This is a genomic window from Staphylococcus sp. 510 (assembly GCF_057219715.1).
On the sequence record NZ_JBXVVK010000005.1, the window covers coordinates 142,117 to 159,984 of the forward strand.

The following is a 17,868-nucleotide window of genomic DNA, read 5'->3' on the forward strand; positions in this document are numbered from 1 at the left end:
AAGCAAACTTAACTTATTTATATTATAATATAGAAGTAGCAGAAACTTAAATGAATATAGGAGTGTTTTCATGCCTCACGCTATTCGTGAAATCAGTATAAAAGACGTAGACAATTTTATAGACTTACTTACCAAAATTTATGATGAATCAGAATTCACATTTTACAATCCTGGTGAGTATGCACCCAGTACTACCGAAGTGATTAAGCACTTAGAAGATTATATTACCTCTTCTTCTAAAGCTATTTTTGTTGTCGAAAGTAGCGATCAACTTGTAGGATACGGTTTTGTAGGTACTGAAACATATGAACGTACACGCCATGAAGCGATTGTATATCTAGGTGTTAAAAAACTGTACCAAAAAGATGGTGTCGGACAAACTTTGATTAATGCAATAGAAGCATGGTCCCTCAATCATAATATCCGTCGTATTGAAGCGACAGTGGTACCCGAAAATGATGGTGCTGTTAACTTATTTAAGAGCGCTGGATTCCAAATTGAAGGCGAATTAAAAGATAAGCTGTATATTAACAACAAATATTATAATGAATACGTGATGGCTAAAATTTTAAATTAATTGTTTATGGTAATTACATATTGAATTTTATCATATAATTAGATGAAATAAGTTGATAACGATATATCATGTATAAAAAACCACCGTAAAACGACTATAATTGTCGTTTTACGGTGGTTTGTTTTATTCACTGAATGGATCTAATTGCACATCTTGATTCATATTATTGTTTTCATTGTTATTAGATTGATTATTACGTTCAACACCTGAAGAAGATGTATTTCTACTTAAGAATAAGAGTACCCGTTTAATATTTTCTTTAGATTCTGGTTTATTTAAATGGAATTGATATTGATGGTGTAAGTGATGTGAGCCATCATAAAATAATGTCTCAGCTGGCACATCTTTTTCTTTTAATTTTTTATAAAAATCTATATTCTGACTATAAAACGGATCCGCATCTCCTACAGATAAAAATGTAGGCGGATAATCTTTGGTTACTTGATTTATTGTAGACATTTGAGATAGGTTTTTAAAATTACTCTCCCAATTTGTCGTACCTGTATAACTTCTCATAAATAATTGAATCCTAGGAAATTCTGTTGATTTAACTGTCTTCATATCATAGAATCCGCCAAAGAATATCGCCGCTTTAATTTGAGAAGGTTTAAATTCCGGTTCAAATTTCATTTCATCACGTAATGACTGATTTGTCTGCATAGCAACATATTGACTGGTTAATTGTGCGCCAGCAGAATCGCCACCTATAATCACTTGATCAAAATCAATTGGCAAATCATGTTCATTCGTTTTAATAAATTTGACCGCTTTGTTCATTTGTTCAATAGGTGTAGGATACTTGTATTGAGGTGCTAACGCATAATTGACGTTTACCACAATGTAACCTTGTTCAGCTATTTTAGATAGTAATGGATTTTTATACTGTTTATCGCCAGCAATAAAACCTCCACCATGCATCCAAAAGATGACTGGTAACTTACTATCTTTATTCATATCAGATGGCATAATAATATCCAGTTTACTATTAGGTATACCTTGACCATAAGAAATATTCTGTAAAACTTTCACGTTTTTATTATTGATTTGGACTTTTTCTTTATTTTGTTGTTGTCGATGTTCATGATCATAATGTGTTTTCAATAGTAAACCAATACTAGTACCTACTATTAAAATGACAACAATTGTTATCAACAACCATTTATGTTTTGCCTTCATGACGGATAATCCTCTCATCAATGCTCAATTATATCGTTTAATTAATTACGCTAAAAAAGCAATTCATCTTCTATTTAAAAAGATGAATTGCTTTTAAGATTAAATCAATCACATTTAATTGTAAAGTACATCAAATTACATATCATTATGCAATATGCTTTTTGTCATCACTCTTACGTTTATAATATTTGATAAGTACGGCAACAACTATAAATAAACCGACTACACCCATAATATTATATAAATAGTTAATTAAATCAGCGAATCCTACGAAACTTAAAATGTAGGCAGCAATCATCATAATAATGATGAAGACATGATACTTTTTGCTATATGGTTCAGTAAAACGTGCTGCAAATGAGTAGCATAATCCTAAAATAGTATTATACATTACTGCTAACATAATAATTGTTAATACTAATCCAATCCACGGATTGATTTCATTTGCTAAATTAATTGTAGGAATAGCAGCATCTTTAATTTGTGGGTATTCTGCTTGTAAAGCAAAGTTAATTAATGCTAATAGAATAGTATAAACAATACCACCAAATAACGCACCTGCACCTGAAACTCTTCGTTTAGATGCATCCCCACCAATGGCTACGACTGTACTAAAACCTACCGCAAATGCAAGGCCGCCATATTGAATACCTTTGAGAATACCTAAAATGACGCTTGACTTATCGACAGTATCATTAACTTTATTCAATGGTATAGATCCATTAAACAAATAGTACACCGCAATTAATACAACCATCACAATTAAAAATGGTGTCACAATACCTAAAGCTCTTACTATTTTATTGAAGTCTAATAGTAAGGTGCCATAAATAACTACAGTCATAATTAATGCACCTAACCAAATGGGTACTTTAAAACTTTCTTGGAATGCTGATCCAGCACCCGCAATCATCGTAACGGCGATACCAAATAAAAAGAATACAAGAATATAATCGAAAACTTTACTAAATTTATCGCCAAAGACATATTGCAATGTAGATTCGTGATTAGTTGCTTCAAATGCTGTCCCTATTTTTGCTACTTGTCTACCAATAAAACCTAAAATCAAACCTGATAAGAGTACACCTATGTATGACCATAAGCCATAAGGTGTAAAGAATTGCATCACTTCTTGTCCGGTTGAAAAACCTGCACCGACAACGATGCCGACATAGGCGAAACCAATTTTTATAGCTTCTTTATTGAGCCCCATGAAAAGTTTACCTCCTTCGTTTCGCATATTTTGAATTATAACGTACTATTATTTAATTTCAACCCAACTCAAAGTATGTCAAAAAAGCCTAAATCCACGATTTAGACTTATATATCAACTGTTTTCACTAATCTACAAAATATAAAATTCATACTTTTCTAACAATTCTATAATAATTTATTTATTAAAAACACATTTATTTTAATACAATATCATTTATAATTTCACAATAAAAAAGTCATTGAAACGGTATGACTCATCTCAATGACTTTTATTCATAAAATTAATATTCACATTTTAACGTGCGTTACGATGTTGATTTAGTTCATTAATATCAACAACTACATTATCCATACGTTTCGCTGTATCTTTCAATACATTACGAGCCACATTGTTGGTAGGATCTAATTTAAGAATACGTTTTGCAATATCGAAGGCCTTCTTATCAGAGATAACAGGCTCTGGAATTGCATGTAGTAATAACATTTGTAATAAGCTTTTAACTTCATTTCCGTCAGTAAGTTTTATGGATGAATCTGCATGGTAATACGCAGAATGTAAAGCACCTTCATAGTCACTGAGTGGATAAACAAGCAATAAGAATGCTAAGTCATGCATTTCTGCTGTTTCTTCCACTTTCATCATGTCTAAAATACAAGTATAAAACATCATACTTTCTACTTCATGAGCACTTGAAATATATGCTTCTTCAAATTCCATAAAATCTGTTTCGGACATCAATTGTCTTACTAAATCAAACTCGCCATTCAATACATGTTTCTTTATAAGATGTTGCATGGCAATGTCCTCCTATTAGCCAGATTTTATCGTACATTTAATATTAATCATATCACAGATATCCTTAACTTTCATTTCAAAAAATCAATTTAAGCTTAATATATCATTTATTTTAAAAAGTTGTTTGATTTACTTCGTCTATAGCGTCCGCCAAATTTCCACCGATTGATAATTTAACTGCAGCTGTAAAACTACCTTCTACAATAGGTGCATCCACTTTAACAATTTTATAATTCCCATCATACATATCAATAGCCATATCAATGTTCATTTCAGATGAGCCTATATCATAAAAGCACAAGGCATCATCTTCTAAACCATTGATTAGCTGTTGAACTGTCTCAAACGACGTCCCAATATCACCATTCATACCACCGTTAGCAATGACTTTTACATCTGGTGCCATTTGTTGCAACAATGCTTTTGTACCATTCGTTATTTGTTCACTATGACTAATAATTACAAGCGTTGCCATTATGCTTCATCTCCTATTATTGCATGTAATATATAAACCATACTTTGTGCACCTGGGTCCATATAACCCTTTGACGCTTCTTTAAAGTATGATGCACGCCCTTTCGTAGCTACCATATCCACAGTTGCTTCTGCAAAGCTTTGTAGGCGATTCAAATCAACTTGTTCACCTTTTTTGACCGCTTCATTTGCACGTGCAACAACATCATACATGGTCTTTTCATTAAGTTCTACCTTATCACGTTTGGCAATTGCCTCTGTAAATGTTTCTAGAAGTTCTACTAAATTATTATGGTCAATGTCGTCTTTAACAACTTCAGCCATTTTCACAAAGCTAAAACCATATAACGGACCTGAAGCACCGCCAATATTTGACATGAGACACATACCTGTCGATTTAAAAACACTTTGCATTGTACTGTCATCTAATTTATCTTTTAAACTTTCAAAACCTCTTAACATATTAACACCATGATCGCCATCGCCAATAGCTCTATCAAGTTCAGTTAATGCATCTTCTTGCTCTTTAAATGTTGTTTCTAAATCCAATAACTGTTGTTTCATCTTTTGGATATCCATTACGATTCTCCTTATCCTGTATATTTATTCATTAAATATTAAAATATCTACTCGTTGTTGGCGCTAGTAATGCTTTTAAAAGTGTTTCTGAATAGGGTACGACTGTAATTGAAAATCCTTGCATGTCTAATGACGTCATGTAATCACCTACATACCAATGTTTGACAGTGATATCATGCACATCAAAATATTGGTTGATATAAGACGTCGCAATTGTAAGCTCAGATAAAGGTGTACCGCCCATACCATTTACCATTACAAGTATTTCTTTACTATCAACTTCTTGTAATAATGCGTCACCTAATCGTGTCACTATCTGATCTATAGGTTCCATTTGTTGACGATGTAATCCTTTTTCACCATGAATACCGATACCAATTTCAATATCATTCTCATCAATATCAAAACCATACTTTCCTGTTGTTGGTACCATAGGTGGTGTTAATGCCATACCAATACTTTTAACTGTAGGTAATAGTTCTTCTACTTTTGCTTGAATTTCTGTTAAAGATAGACCTTTATCGGCTAAAAATCCGGCAAACTTATGAATGAAAACTGTTCCGGCAACACCACGTCTTTGTTCAACATCAGAAACGGCAATATCATCTTTCACTACTACCATAGCAGCATTAATACCTTCCATTTCTGCCATTTCTTGTGCCATTTCAAAATTCATGACGTCTCCCGCATAATTTTTAACGATGAGAAGCACGCCTTCACCTGTGTCTACAGCTTTTATAGCATCTAAAATTTTATCTGGTGTTGGAGAGGTGAATACTTCACCACAAACTGCAGCATCTAACATACCCCGAGCAACATAGCCTGCATGAGCTGGTTCATGACCACTCCCACCACCTGACACTAAAGTTACACCAGTTGTTTTTTTATCTTTTTTTACAACGACATTGTCATTGATAACTTCTAATTCTGGATGAGCAATTTTTATACCTTCGAGCATATCACTTAAAAATTGTTGTTTATCTTTAATTAATTTTTTCATAGTTAGCCCTCCTTATTTATCCACTTTCATTATAATGCATCGACTTAAGAAAGCGTTAACAATTATATATAAAAATAAAGTGACATGTATCGTACATGCCACTTTATTTACATATTTTATACATTTTTGGTTTTGTACATGAGATATAGGAAGTAAGGTGCACCAATAATTGCAACGATGATACCTGCTGGTACACCTGTAGGTTCTAATATAACCTTGCCCAATGTATCTGAGAACACTAATAAAAAGGCACCAACAAGCACTGCTATTGGTAAAAACAACTGATGGCGTGGTCCTACAATACGTTTAGCAATATGTGGCCCCATCAATCCTATAAAGGAAATAAACCCTGCTACTGCAACTGCTACTGACGATAGTACTACTGCTACAAAGAATAATACCATGCGTTCTTTACCGACCTTAACACCTAAACCTTTAGCTACATGCTCATGCGTATTGATAATATTCAATTCATTAGATTTATAAAATAGATATGGCAGTATGATGATGATCCATGGTAAAAATGCCATCACAAATATCCATTCATCTCCCCAGATATTGCCTGCAAACCATGTTGCTATAAATTCTGATTGATCTTTGTCGAATTTAGACATGAGTGTTATTGAACCACCATATAAAGCTGTCTGCATACCTACACCTATTAAAACCATACTGGAAGGTGTAACGCCATGTCTTTGATTGACACTAAACATAAAAATAATTAAAGCTGTCGCTACACCGCCTATGACGCTAATAATAGGTAAAACATAAACAAAATTATCTGGTTTAATCTGACCAATTGTGATGAATAATGCGATTGCAAAACCACCACCAGCATTAATACCTAGAATGCCTGGCTCAGCAATTGGATTTTTAGTAACACTTTGTACAATTGCGCCACTCATACTTAATGCCGCCCCAGCAAGAATAGTGATGAGCATACGTGGTAATCTAAAATCGACTAGAATTAATGTGTCTGTATAATCACCTTGCCCGGTCAATATTTGGAAAAATCGACTTACAGGGATATTGTACTCACCAGAAGCGATACTCCATGTACACGCTAAGAAAACAAGTACAGTAAATATCACGAATGTAATGATTTGTTTACGTCGTAATTGGCTATCTATCATATTGAGCGTCCTCCTTTTTTAACTAAGTATAAAAAGTAAGGAACGCCAATAAATGAAATAATCGCACCCACTGGCGCATCTCCTAAATATCTAGCAAGCATATCAGCTACTAACATCAATATGCCACCTAAAATGGCAGTTAAAGGTAATACTTTAGAATAATCAGTTCCTATTATAAATCGAACAATATGTGGGACGATTAATCCAACAAATGCAATTTGCCCTACCATCGATACTGCTACGCCAGCTAGAACCATTGCTAAAATTAATATGAAAACACGAATCATAGTCACATTTTGTCCTAGACCTTTGGCTAAAGATTCCCCTAAATTCAATATAGTTAATTGTCTACTCATTGTGAGAATAATTACCAATGCCACTATAATGATGGGACCTGTCCAAATAATTTGAGACCATGTTGTTCCTGAAACCCCACCAGCACTCCAAAACGTTAAAGATTGATTTAATCTAAAGATAAGCGCAACACCTTGGCTTAATGCCGTTAACATAGCACTAACGGCTGCTCCGGCTAAAATAATACGCATAGGATTGAAACCATCTTTTCTTGAACGGCCAATCATTAACACAATCGAACCACCTAACAATGCACCGAGAAACCCGGCAATCATTAGTAATGTAAACGGTGCTTCTGGATAAAAAGCATACGTTATGGCTAAGCCAAATGACGCACCTGAATTGAGACCAATTAAACTCGGATCCGCCAAACTATTTTTAGTCACACCTTGAATAACCGCACCGGCAACCGATAATGCCATGCCTACTAAAATGGCACCTAAATCTCTTGGAATTCTGATCTCACTAATCACATTATGTTGTTGATTTTTAGGATTATAATTGAAAATTGCATCCATAATGGTGGGTATATCTATTTTCGCATCTCCAAATAAAATAGATAAAAATAGTGCTATTGCTAGCACTATCATTCCACCTATCAAATAAGATACAAATCTCATATAACCACTTTGCCTTGGTTTGGACATGATATCTTTACCTTTTCTATATATTTTAAATCATCTCACAGTTTATGAAGAATATGCCTTTTGACATAAATCATATGTCACTAATAAAGGTTTACCAGTTCTAGGATCTTCACTTAATACAACATCTATATTAAATACACGTTCTAAAATATCTTGTGTCAACACTTCATTTGTTTCACCATTTGCTACAATGTCACCGTCTTTCATAGCAATAAGATGATCTGAGAATCGAATGGCTTGATTGATATCATGTAATACCATAATGATCGTACAACCTTGTTCTTGATTTAATTTTTGAACTAATTCTAAAATTTCTAATTGATGACATATATCTAAATATGTTGTTGGTTCATCTAAAAAGATAATATCTGTACGTTGAGCCAATGCCATAGCAATCCAGACACGTTGTCTTTGACCACCACTTAAATCGTTGATTGAACGGTGTCTAAATTCAGATGTACCTGTCACTTCTAGCGCCCAATTGATTTCTTTTTTATCTTCATCAGATAAACGCCCAAATCCTTTTTGATGAGGAAATCGGCCATAAGATACTAATTCACCAACAGTTAAACCATCAGCCACTTCAGGAGATTGTGGTAAAATCGCAATTTTCTTAGCAATTTCTTTCGTAGATTGCGTGTGGATACTCTCTCCGTCTAAATTAATCGTGCCATCTTTTACAGATAATAAACGAGACAATGCTTTAAGTAAGGTAGACTTGCCACAACCATTAGGTCCAATGATTGAAGTTACTTTACCATCTGGAATTTCCACATCTAAATGATTAATAATCGTCGTATCTCCATAACCTATTGTTACTTGTTCACCGTTTAAACGACTCATAATTCCCCTACTTTCTAAATTACTATATCTATATCGAAAACATAACTGTAATTAATTATTAAATTCATGGTTGTAATTGATAATCATTATCACAGGAGCCATTATAACATTTTTCACTTATATTGACTAATAAATTTCATTAATTTCCTTTTTTTATCGCATTAAAAAGCCGTTCTAAGCTAACAAATTTGCTACTTAAAACAGCTTTGGAATAATATCTTTTATTCATCTATAAGGAAACCATTTCCGTATACATCTCTCACATCATGAATGACTAGAAATGCTTGATTATCAATACTTCTAATTATCTTTTTAGCACGTGACACTTGTGTTTTTGTAATCACGACATAAAGGACGTCTTTTTCTTCTCTAGTATAATAGCCGTGACCATTCAATATAGTTAATCCACGACCTACTTGTTCATCTATGGCTTTAGCCACTTCATCTGGTTTACTTGAAATAATTGTCATCGCTTTCTTCGTATTTAAACCTTCGATTACAAATTCCATCACTTTCGTACCAATATACAATGAAATGACGGTAACTAATGCACGATCGAGTGAAATCACAGTTAAAGATATGACTACAACAATTAAATCGAAGAAGAGTAATGCATAAGGCGTACTCACATCTAAATACTTATGTGCAATTCTAGCTAATATAGTAGTTCCAGCAGTAGTCCCACCTGCTAAGACAATAACACCAATACCTAATCCGACACTTGTTCCGCCAAACACTGCATTGACAATCACATTGCCTGTTTCAACATGCCAAGATTCTGTTAAACTTAAAAATACTGAAATAAGTACAGTTGCTACAATGGTTAAATACATACTACGTTTGCTTAAAAATTTATATCCTACTGCAATTAAAACAGCATTGACTACAAAGTTAGTAATAGCTGGCGATAAGTGAAAAGCGTAGTACAATACTATGGCTAAACCTGTGACCCCACCTTCACCTAAATTACCTGAAATAATGAATGCATTAACACCAGCTGAAAAAATAAACGATCCAACAATGACTAATATTAAATCTCTTATTAATCTATTCAAGCAACCACATCCCTTTATTTATTTTTTATATGATTAACAAAATGGTAGCACACGCATTTAGCCCCTACAACACTGCTTGTGTAAATAATTCATATTTTTGAAATAATTTCATTTCCACTCATACAACTTATCAATGAATCATCTCTAACGAAATAATACGGTTTAACATAAAAAAGGATAAAATATTTTTAAATTTTCAGAATTTTTAATTTACTTATAGCTTTCGCTTTGCTATAATAATGTTAACTTCTTAACAAAAGAAGTTATCTCCTTTGTGTTGTTTATAGTAACAAAACAAATTTTGCTCGAAGTACTGTAACTGTACCTAGTCCTTACCGTTACAAGTACATTAATATTCATTTCCCATAAAAGCCAAGTATAACAAGTGTCTCCTCACTTACTATACTTGGTTTTTATTATGTGTCATTTTTTTCATTAAAAAACACCTCCCATCGCTAGAAAAAGTTCTAGCAATAGAAGGTATAACCTTAATTTTTAATTTACCATGCGAATAATCCTACAAATGCAGCTGTTAATAATGAAACTAAAATCCCTGCTAACAGCATCATTGGCACGTATTTAGAAACAAAGTCTGCTGTTTTCTTATCTACGATACCTTTTAATGTACCGATAATCATACCAATAGTTGAGAAGTTAGCAAATGACACTAAGAATGTTGAAATCACTGCTTTATGGTGAGGTGAAAGTGTATTAATAGACTTAGATACTTCACCCATTACGACAAATTCGTTAGTAACGATTTTTTTCGCCATTTGTTGTGCAACTAACCAAGCTTCATCCCAAGGAAGACCAAGTAATAATGCAAATGGATACATAAATACGCCTAAAATTTGGTCTAATCCAAAGCTACCTTTAAGACCCATCAAGTGACCAATGCCACCTGTAATCAAGTTAATCAAACGATCCGCTAAATCTGCTAACGCTACGAAACTAATCACAAATGCTATGATAATGAGTACTAATTTACCTGCAGCTAATACAGAATCACCTAAGAATGAGAAGAATGGCTGACGCTCTATATCTTGATCCTTAATACTATAAATAATATCTTCTTTATCTTCTACTCTTACTGGATTCAAAATTGACGCGACAATAATAGCATTCACGATATTTAAAGGAATAGCAGTCAACACTAATTCCCCTGGAATCATTTGAACATAAGCACCTACAATAGCACCTGACACAGAACTCATAGACATCATTGCTACAGTTAACACTCGCATTTCATTCATGCGCTTCAATTGTTCGTTAGAAACAGCGAGTGCTTCTGTGTTACCTAAGAACATCATTTCAATGCCAAAGAACGACTCGAATTTAGGTTGGCGCGTAATTTTTGCTAAAACCCAACCAATTGCACCAATTAATTTCGGTAGAATATTAAAGTACATTAAAATATCAAATAACGGTACTACTAATAGAATTGGAAATAGTGCGCTCACAGCCATATCCATCTGCTTATTCGAAACAAAACTATTAAACGCAAATCCTGTACCTGCATTTGCTGATTCAATTACCCAGGAAATACCAGTTGCAGCTGCTTTAATTCCTGATTTTCCCCATGGGAAGTATATGAAGAACCATGCTAAAAATAAGTTTAAAACGACTAAAATAATAATTGATTTCCATTGTATATCTTTTCGTGCTCTCGAGAATAACACTGCAATACCTAGGAAAACAATTAACCCAATGATATTAATCAATAAAAACATTTGGCACCCACCTATTTATTTAATTTTCCAACAACGTGTTGTACAAAAGGAACATATGTATAGATATATGACTCTATATCATGGCTAAAATCCACCCCCAAAACCAGAGCCCATCTAATTGGCTTAATTATACCATTTGTAAAAATGACTTAAAATAACGTTTTTCATTAAATCTTTAATTTATACAAAAAAGCACACACACTCTTTAAAGCGTATGTGCTTATCATTAAATTTTAGTCTGCAAGCTTTTGAGACGTTACAAAGTGTTTATATTTCTCATGTGTTGTCATTAACTCACTATGTGTGCCTTTACCAGTCACTTGTCCTTTATCTATAAAGATAATTTGACCTGCCTTTTTAATTGTAGAAAGTCTATGTGCGATGACAATTGTAGTTCGACCTTCCATCAATGTTTCTAAAGCTTCTTGAATTTTCAATTCACTTTCACTGTCTAAGTTAGCAGTGGCTTCATCTAATAACAAAATATCTGGATTTTTAACAAAGCTACGTGCAATATCAATTCTTTGTCTTTGACCACCGGATAGCTTAAGACCACGTTCACCCACTAATGTATCGTAACCCTCATCAAATTGCATAATAAAATCATGACAATTAGCCAATTTAGCATATTTAATAAGTTCTTCATCTGATACAGAACGATTGACACCGTACAAGATATTATCTCTAATCGTACCACTCATCATAGAGTTTGATTGCATAACATAACCGATTTTAGTACGCCACTTAGATAATGGAATATCAAAAATACTTGTACCATTATACGTAATGTCGCCACTTTCAATATCATACATACGTTCAATTAAGTTAAATATCGTACTTTTACCAGAACCTGAAGGACCGACAAATGCACTAACCTGACCTTGAGGAATGTTAAATGACACATCATTTAATATAGACTTAACGTCATATTTGAAGTTCACATGATCAAATACAAGTTCACCATCTTGTACCTCAACATCTTTTGAATCTTCAAGTGATTCTGTAGGTTCTATAGGTTCTTGCATGATTTCATAAATACGATGACTTGCCCCAACAGCTTTTTTATAATCTGTTATCAATGTTGACAAATTAATCAACGGCATAGACATTTGAATCACATAGAAAATCATTGCGATTAATGTACCTGCAGTGATAGCACCTGTTGCAATTTCTAAAGCGCCGAAACCTAGGATGATAGCTATAGTTAATAACATTACTACACCCGAAATAGGTTGTACTACTGCTGAAATTTTAGCTTGTTTTAAACCTAAGCGATAAATTTCTTTTAAATTAGTGTGCGCATTATCAAGTTCTAATCTTTCTGTATTGGATACTTTAACCAATCTCATTTCTGTCAGTACACGTCCAAGTAATCCACTAAAATTAGCAATTTCAGTTTGTGTACTTGTTGAAATCTTCTGCATCACACGACCTAATGGAATCATGATAAGTACAAAAATAGGAATAGTAATAAACGTTAACAACGTCATTTTCCAATCCATGATAAATAGCATAACGAGTGAACCAACTAACGTTAATGCTGAAGGTAATAAATTAGGTAATTTTTGAGAAATAAATTCGTTAATTACCTTTGTATCGTCTGTTAAACGACTCATCAATTGACCACTTTCGTTTTTATCAAAGAACGGCATTTTTAATTGAATGATATGTTCCCACAATAATGAACGGATATCATAAATCATTTTTTCACCAATTTTACTTAGTAAATATAATCCAATACCACTTAAAATAGCATTAAGTAAGAATATACCTCCAAATATGGCTACAAGATTCCAGTTCATAGTACTTACTGAGAATTTATCTACTAATCTCCCAGTAAATAGAGGTACTAATAATCCACTCAAGCTTCCTAAAGAAGTAATAATAACCGCAGCAATGATTAACCCAATTGGCCAAGAGAGCCTTTTAAATAAAAAGAATAAAGGGTTAGTTTGTTTCATAATAATACCTCTTCTATTAATATTCATATTTTAAATTTTGCTCAATCTTACTATAAAAGTCCGTGCATCCCAAATATTTAAGTCTTTCCCAACTATAATAAAATATCAAAAATTCAACATCTTACATATATGTATCAAATAATGTATATGATAAAATATATTAGTTGAAAATAATAGTTAAAGGAAAAAAATAATGAAAAGAATCTTTAAACTCATCATAACGATGTTCTTCGTATTAAATATTATAACACCTTTTGCTAATGCAGAGAATGGTGATGTTACACCAGTTCAAGTTGCAATCGATAATGGTTATAGTAAAGTAACTGAAGCATATCAACCTGAAAGTGCTATTAACGTGAGTCAAGACGGCCAAATACTCTATGAATACAATAAAGATAAGGTATGGTATCCGGCATCAATGACTAAACTTATGACAATGTATCTTACATTAGAAGCCGTTAAAGATAAAAAGCTATCATTAAATGATGAAGTCAAAATAACTGATCGCGAATATCAAATGTCTACGCTTCCCGAATTAAGTAATACTAAGCTTTACCCGGGCCAGAAGTGGACCATTTCAGATTTGCTTCAAATTACCGTATCTAATTCTAGCAATGCCGCTGCATTGATACTTGGCGAGCAAGTATCGGGTAACGTCAATGACTTCACAGATTTAATGAATAAAAAAGCCAAAGAACTCGGTATGAAAGATACACATTATGTGAATCCAACAGGTGCTGAAAATGCTCGTCTCAAAAGCTTTGCCCCTTCTAAATATAAAAAAACTGAAAACACAACAACTACAGCACGTGACTATGCCATTTTAGACCAACATGTGATTAATGAAACGCCTAAAATATTACATTTTACCAAACAACTCGCACCAACGACGCATGGCGTCACGTATTATACATTCAACCATTCGTTGGATGGTGCCGACATGAGCTTACCAGGAACAGATGGATTAAAAACTGGTTCTAGTGACACTGCAGATTATAATCATACGATTACTACAAAGCGAAACGGTTTTAGAATCAACCAAGTCATATTAGGCGCTGGGGATTATAAACATATCGGTGGAGAAAAACAACGTAACATGATGGGCAATGCGCTAATGGAACGTTCATTTAGTCAATATAAATACGAAAAAATCCTTTCAAAAGGTAAACATCAAATAAATGGTAAAACCTATTATGTTGAACAAGATTTATACGACGTACTACCTAAAGATTTCACTAAAAAGGACTATCAATTAGTCATTGATGACGGCAAAGTACATGTAGATTACAATCGTCAATTCATCACTAAACAAGATGGTCCACCTTCGGTTACTGTACATAAACCCATATTCCATCATGCGACAACCGTTGCTAAAAGCATGTGGCAAACTCATCCTACGATAGCTATTATCTTTGCTATAGGTTTAGTCATCGTATTATCTATTATGATCCATCTATTTATTCAAGCTTTTCGTCGAAAATAGATATTATATTACCATAACAATAAAAGGACAAAGCGTAGACATCTCGTCTTGGCTTTGTCCTTTATTATAAACACGCTATTATTTAGCGTCTTTTCCGTATAATTCTTGTTTGATTTTCGTTGTTGAAATACCTTCAGTTCGGTTAAGATAAATCACTTCACATTTATCTTTTAAGAAATCAAATTCGCCTTCCCAGTCATGTCCCATAACGAAAACATCGACATCGAAACGTTCAACATCAATTTCTTTTTGACCCCAACCATCTTCAGGGATTACTAAGTCTACATAACGAATCGATTCTAACATCATTTTACGTTGATTATAGTCATAATATGATTTTTTATTTTTCACTTGGTTGAATTCATCAGTAGATAACGCAACGATGAGATAGTCTCCCATTTCACGTGCTCTTCTTAATAATTCAATATGTCCATAATGTAATAAATCATATGTACCATAAGTAATTACTCGTTTCATGATACGTGATTCTCCTTAACTAAATATTTAATAAAAATTTATATTCTTAATGTAGCATAAATTGTATAGGCTTACCATTAATTCACCAAAACATCATGTTATTCTTTCAAATTTATATGGTGAAGCGTCATCATTTCTTTAATACTTTTTTTAATTTTTGCTTTCCAGAAAATGCAGATTTTTTAGGAAAAGTCTGTGCTAAGAATCGAATATAGCCTGGTCTTCCAATACCAACATTTGCCAATACACGTCTCCATGATTGATAGAGGTCTTTAGTCCATTGCGTTCCACCTTGCTCAACCGCTTCTACAATTCTAAACATTGCCTCACCAGAATAATGTGTTTCTTGCATCAAATTAATATACTGCGTCACACTTTCTATAAATGAAGGTGTAATCACACTATTTTTTAATAAATGTGCTTGAATTAAATAACTTACAATAAGGTTATCCATACGATAGCTATAGTAGGTTTTTTCATTCATTAATAGCAATAATTCCATCACGCGTTGTCGCACTTTCATAGCATCTTCCATATATGGTAAGAACGTATCTGCACGTCTATCTGTCACAGATCCTTCTCGCTCATTATAGCCATATGCGATGATTGACATAAGATTAATATCTCGCGCTTTAGAAAAAGCACGTACCATGAATGTATGCTCTTCACAAAATACAACATCTTCATCAAACCTTAAAGAAGCAAATTTTGCACTAAACAATTTACCACCAGGACCTATAGATTGAAGTATTTCTGGGTTTCTTTCGAGCGTTACAACTTCATCTCTCTTAATTTCTTCGTGCGTTGGAAATACTTTCCATTCCCCATGAACATCGCGACCTATTTGACCTATTACTATGTCAGTTTCCTCGTGATTCTCATATGTTTGTATCATCGCATCTATGCGACTTGGTAAATATTGGTCGTCCGCATCTAAAAACATAAATGCATCCGTATCGTCATCCATAGCTGCTAATCCTACATTACGACTTCTAGCAGCACCTTGATTCTCTTGATGAATGACTTTAATATTAGGAAATTCTTTTTGTAATTCGGTTAATTCATGCTTAGTATGATCTGTCGAACCATCATTCACACAAATAATTTCAAATTCAGCTTTAGTATCAATCGACGTTACCGCTCTTCGTACTGTATCTTGCCCATTATATACAGGCATTATAATCGCTAATTTCATGATTTCACCAACTTATCTATATAGTTTGTTACTTGATTCAGTGTTTCTTGCGTAGTGTATTGATGCCAATGGTTAAATAAAGACTTAAATTGCTTATCGTCTTGTTTAATTTTTTCAATAAGTGCGTCTTCCGTCGTCACTTTATACGTATTAGGAATATCATAATAATATTGATTAAGTCCTCTTACCTTTTCATATTCCTTTTCGTCATACACATAAAAGAGTGTTGGTTTATTAATTAAACTTGCTTCTATTGGTATCGAACTATAATCACTAATAATTAAATCAGCCATGATAACTAATGATGTCGAATCTAAGTCATGTTCTTCTTTATCATTTTTGATAGACGGATGTAAGTGACTTAGCAATGTGTATTCAGGCAAAGCCTTTTCAAAGCGTGCCGTATTAATTTGTCTGTTAGCTTGATGATTTTCCCTATAGGTCGGCATATAGACCGCTAATTTTCCTTGGATACCATATTGATTTTTTAATCGCTGTTGTTCTTCTTTGATATCAATATTTAAATATTCAACTAATCTAGGAAGTCCAGAACATAACATTTGTGAAGGTTGCGCATCAAATGATTCATTAAAACAATGCCCCATTTCATCTCCACCTACTAAATATAGATCTGTAGCCGAATATACTCGTTGATATTGATTCACCATTGCTTGGTTATTCAAATCCACTTGATGGTCTGTTAACCCAAAGTCTTTTAATGCCCCAGCAGCATGCCATGTCTGAATAACAGTTTGCTGCGCTTTTTTATGGTATGCCCCCATGATTAAATAATACGTATCTATTAGAATTATTTTGGCCGTACTTAATGATTTAATGTGCTTAATAACATTTTTATTTCCTGCTTTAACATAAGTTACATTTGATAAATGTTGAATATACTGTGCATGTTTGTCTGTCGTGATAACAGTTAATTTGTATCCTTTAGTACTTAATTGTTCAATAATCGGAAGTACATCTTTAGGAAAAGTCATCATAACAACAATATTTTTATTTTTAACTTTTAATCCTCTAAAAAGGACATTCAATATTGCAATGACGATCATATATATTTTTTTGATTAAAACTCTCATTTCATTCACCGGCTTTATTTCGATTTATCTTTATTCATAAATTATAAACGATTCCAAGATTGATAGAAAATAATTCTCTCAT

Annotated in this window: 17 protein-coding genes; 2 read left to right on the top strand and 15 right to left on the bottom strand. The window is 33.2% G+C overall.

Features of this window, described 5'->3' with window-relative positions; translation table 11 throughout:
* The first annotated feature begins 70 nt into the window (after nucleotides 1–70).
* Nucleotides 71–577, top strand: coding sequence for a GNAT family N-acetyltransferase (locus AC2D8K_RS05410; protein ID WP_002451016.1), 507 nt, complete (start codon nucleotides 71–73; stop codon nucleotides 575–577).
* A gap of 123 nt (nucleotides 578–700) precedes the next feature.
* On the opposite strand, the gene AC2D8K_RS05415 is transcribed toward AC2D8K_RS05410, so the two are convergent.
* The 12 genes from AC2D8K_RS05415 to AC2D8K_RS05470 all read right to left on the bottom strand — a co-directional run bounded on the left by AC2D8K_RS05415 (nucleotide 701) and on the right by AC2D8K_RS05470 (nucleotide 13,540).
* Nucleotides 701–1,753, bottom strand: a complete 1,053-nt coding sequence (locus AC2D8K_RS05415; protein WP_002451017.1) for an alpha/beta hydrolase — start codon at nucleotides 1,751–1,753, stop codon at nucleotides 701–703.
* 145 nt (nucleotides 1,754–1,898) lie between these two features.
* Nucleotides 1,899–2,966 (bottom strand): YkvI family membrane protein, encoded by a 1,068-nt coding sequence (locus AC2D8K_RS05420; RefSeq protein ID WP_002451018.1) that lies wholly within the window; start codon nucleotides 2,964–2,966, stop codon nucleotides 1,899–1,901.
* A 297-nt stretch (nucleotides 2,967–3,263) separates the two neighbouring features.
* On the bottom strand, nucleotides 3,264–3,764 hold the full coding sequence (locus tag AC2D8K_RS05425; RefSeq protein ID WP_002451019.1) for a hypothetical protein: 501 nt from the start codon (nucleotides 3,762–3,764) through the stop codon (nucleotides 3,264–3,266).
* Between the two features lie 112 nt (nucleotides 3,765–3,876).
* Nucleotides 3,877–4,239 carry a dihydroxyacetone kinase phosphoryl donor subunit DhaM gene (dhaM, locus tag AC2D8K_RS05430; protein ID WP_002451020.1) on the bottom strand — a complete coding sequence of 121 codons (363 nt, stop codon included), beginning with the start codon at nucleotides 4,237–4,239 and terminating at the stop codon, nucleotides 3,877–3,879.
* Nucleotides 4,239–4,817 carry a dihydroxyacetone kinase subunit DhaL gene (gene dhaL, locus AC2D8K_RS05435; protein WP_484698169.1) on the bottom strand — a complete coding sequence of 193 codons (579 nt, stop codon included), beginning with the start codon at nucleotides 4,815–4,817 and terminating at the stop codon, nucleotides 4,239–4,241. Before dhaL ends, dhaM begins: the two co-directional genes overlap by 1 nt.
* 31 nt (nucleotides 4,818–4,848) lie before the next feature.
* Nucleotides 4,849–5,817 (bottom strand): dihydroxyacetone kinase subunit DhaK, encoded by a 969-nt coding sequence (gene dhaK, locus AC2D8K_RS05440; RefSeq protein ID WP_002451022.1) that lies wholly within the window; start codon nucleotides 5,815–5,817, stop codon nucleotides 4,849–4,851.
* Nucleotides 5,818–5,933: 116 nt separating this feature from the next.
* The gene (locus AC2D8K_RS05445; protein WP_484698171.1) at nucleotides 5,934–6,950 is read right to left on the bottom strand and encodes a FecCD family ABC transporter permease; all 1,017 of its coding nucleotides are present in this window, start codon (nucleotides 6,948–6,950) and stop codon (nucleotides 5,934–5,936) included.
* Complete coding sequence (locus tag AC2D8K_RS05450; protein ID WP_432215595.1) at nucleotides 6,947–7,924, bottom strand: FecCD family ABC transporter permease; 978 nt, start codon at nucleotides 7,922–7,924, stop codon at nucleotides 6,947–6,949. Before AC2D8K_RS05450 ends, AC2D8K_RS05445 begins: the two co-directional genes overlap by 4 nt.
* A 69-nt stretch (nucleotides 7,925–7,993) precedes the next feature.
* Nucleotides 7,994–8,794: an ABC transporter ATP-binding protein gene (locus AC2D8K_RS05455; RefSeq protein ID WP_023374733.1), complete on the bottom strand. Its 801-nt coding sequence runs from the start codon at nucleotides 8,792–8,794 to the stop codon at nucleotides 7,994–7,996.
* 221 nt (nucleotides 8,795–9,015) lie between these two features.
* Nucleotides 9,016–9,849 carry a YitT family protein gene (locus AC2D8K_RS05460; RefSeq protein ID WP_002451026.1) on the bottom strand — a complete coding sequence of 278 codons (834 nt, stop codon included), beginning with the start codon at nucleotides 9,847–9,849 and terminating at the stop codon, nucleotides 9,016–9,018.
* Between the two features lie 500 nt (nucleotides 9,850–10,349).
* Nucleotides 10,350–11,579 (bottom strand): NupC/NupG family nucleoside CNT transporter, encoded by a 1,230-nt coding sequence (locus tag AC2D8K_RS05465; protein WP_002451027.1) that lies wholly within the window; start codon nucleotides 11,577–11,579, stop codon nucleotides 10,350–10,352.
* Between the two features lie 233 nt (nucleotides 11,580–11,812).
* On the bottom strand, nucleotides 11,813–13,540 hold the full coding sequence (locus AC2D8K_RS05470) for an ABC transporter ATP-binding protein (protein ID WP_002451028.1): 1,728 nt from the start codon (nucleotides 13,538–13,540) through the stop codon (nucleotides 11,813–11,815).
* A gap of 193 nt (nucleotides 13,541–13,733) precedes the next feature.
* Here AC2D8K_RS05470 and pbp4 point away from each other — a divergent pair, with 193 nt between their 5' ends.
* Nucleotides 13,734–15,023, top strand: coding sequence for a penicillin-binding protein PBP4 (pbp4, locus tag AC2D8K_RS05475; protein ID WP_002451029.1), 1,290 nt, complete (start codon nucleotides 13,734–13,736; stop codon nucleotides 15,021–15,023).
* Between the two features lie 78 nt (nucleotides 15,024–15,101).
* Here the strand turns inward: pbp4 and tagD are convergent, their stop codons facing one another.
* The 3 genes from tagD to tarB form a co-directional block, all read right to left on the bottom strand.
* Entirely contained in the window at nucleotides 15,102–15,500 is a 399-nt protein-coding gene (tagD, locus tag AC2D8K_RS05480) for a glycerol-3-phosphate cytidylyltransferase (protein WP_002451030.1), read from the bottom strand.
* 130 nt (nucleotides 15,501–15,630) lie between these two features.
* On the bottom strand, nucleotides 15,631–16,695 hold the full coding sequence (locus AC2D8K_RS05485; RefSeq protein ID WP_002451031.1) for a glycosyltransferase family 2 protein: 1,065 nt from the start codon (nucleotides 16,693–16,695) through the stop codon (nucleotides 15,631–15,633).
* Nucleotides 16,692–17,786 carry a teichoic acid glycerol-phosphate primase TarB gene (gene tarB / locus AC2D8K_RS05490; RefSeq protein WP_037552003.1) on the bottom strand — a complete coding sequence of 365 codons (1,095 nt, stop codon included), beginning with the start codon at nucleotides 17,784–17,786 and terminating at the stop codon, nucleotides 16,692–16,694. Before tarB ends, AC2D8K_RS05485 begins: the two co-directional genes overlap by 4 nt.
* Between the last annotated feature and the right edge of the window lie 82 nt (nucleotides 17,787–17,868).

Excerpts from the sequence above, each read along its gene's own strand:
- pbp4 (WP_002451029.1), top strand. The coding sequence starts at position 13,734 with ATGAAAAGAATCTTTAAACTCATCATAACGATGTTCTTCGTATTAAAT.
- AC2D8K_RS05445 (WP_484698171.1), bottom strand. The coding sequence starts at position 6,950 with ATGATAGATAGCCAATTACGACGTAAACAAATCATTACATTCGTGATA.
- dhaL (WP_484698169.1), bottom strand. The coding sequence starts at position 4,817 with ATGGATATCCAAAAGATGAAACAACAGTTATTGGATTTAGAAACAACA.
- dhaK (WP_002451022.1), bottom strand. The coding sequence starts at position 5,817 with ATGAAAAAATTAATTAAAGATAAACAACAATTTTTAAGTGATATGCTC.
- dhaM (WP_002451020.1), bottom strand. The coding sequence starts at position 4,239 with ATGGCAACGCTTGTAATTATTAGTCATAGTGAACAAATAACGAATGGT.
- AC2D8K_RS05470 (WP_002451028.1), bottom strand. The coding sequence starts at position 13,540 with ATGAAACAAACTAACCCTTTATTCTTTTTATTTAAAAGGCTCTCTTGG.
- tagD (WP_002451030.1), bottom strand. The coding sequence starts at position 15,500 with ATGAAACGAGTAATTACTTATGGTACATATGATTTATTACATTATGGA.
- AC2D8K_RS05410 (WP_002451016.1), top strand. The coding sequence starts at position 71 with ATGCCTCACGCTATTCGTGAAATCAGTATAAAAGACGTAGACAATTTT.
- AC2D8K_RS05420 (WP_002451018.1), bottom strand. The coding sequence starts at position 2,966 with ATGGGGCTCAATAAAGAAGCTATAAAAATTGGTTTCGCCTATGTCGGC.
- AC2D8K_RS05455 (WP_023374733.1), bottom strand. The coding sequence starts at position 8,794 with ATGAGTCGTTTAAACGGTGAACAAGTAACAATAGGTTATGGAGATACG.
- tarB (WP_037552003.1), bottom strand. The coding sequence starts at position 17,786 with ATGAGAGTTTTAATCAAAAAAATATATATGATCGTCATTGCAATATTG.
- AC2D8K_RS05425 (WP_002451019.1), bottom strand. The coding sequence starts at position 3,764 with ATGCAACATCTTATAAAGAAACATGTATTGAATGGCGAGTTTGATTTA.
- AC2D8K_RS05450 (WP_432215595.1), bottom strand. The coding sequence starts at position 7,924 with ATGAGATTTGTATCTTATTTGATAGGTGGAATGATAGTGCTAGCAATA.
- AC2D8K_RS05415 (WP_002451017.1), bottom strand. The coding sequence starts at position 1,753 with ATGAAGGCAAAACATAAATGGTTGTTGATAACAATTGTTGTCATTTTA.
- AC2D8K_RS05465 (WP_002451027.1), bottom strand. The coding sequence starts at position 11,579 with ATGTTTTTATTGATTAATATCATTGGGTTAATTGTTTTCCTAGGTATT.
- AC2D8K_RS05485 (WP_002451031.1), bottom strand. The coding sequence starts at position 16,695 with ATGAAATTAGCGATTATAATGCCTGTATATAATGGGCAAGATACAGTA.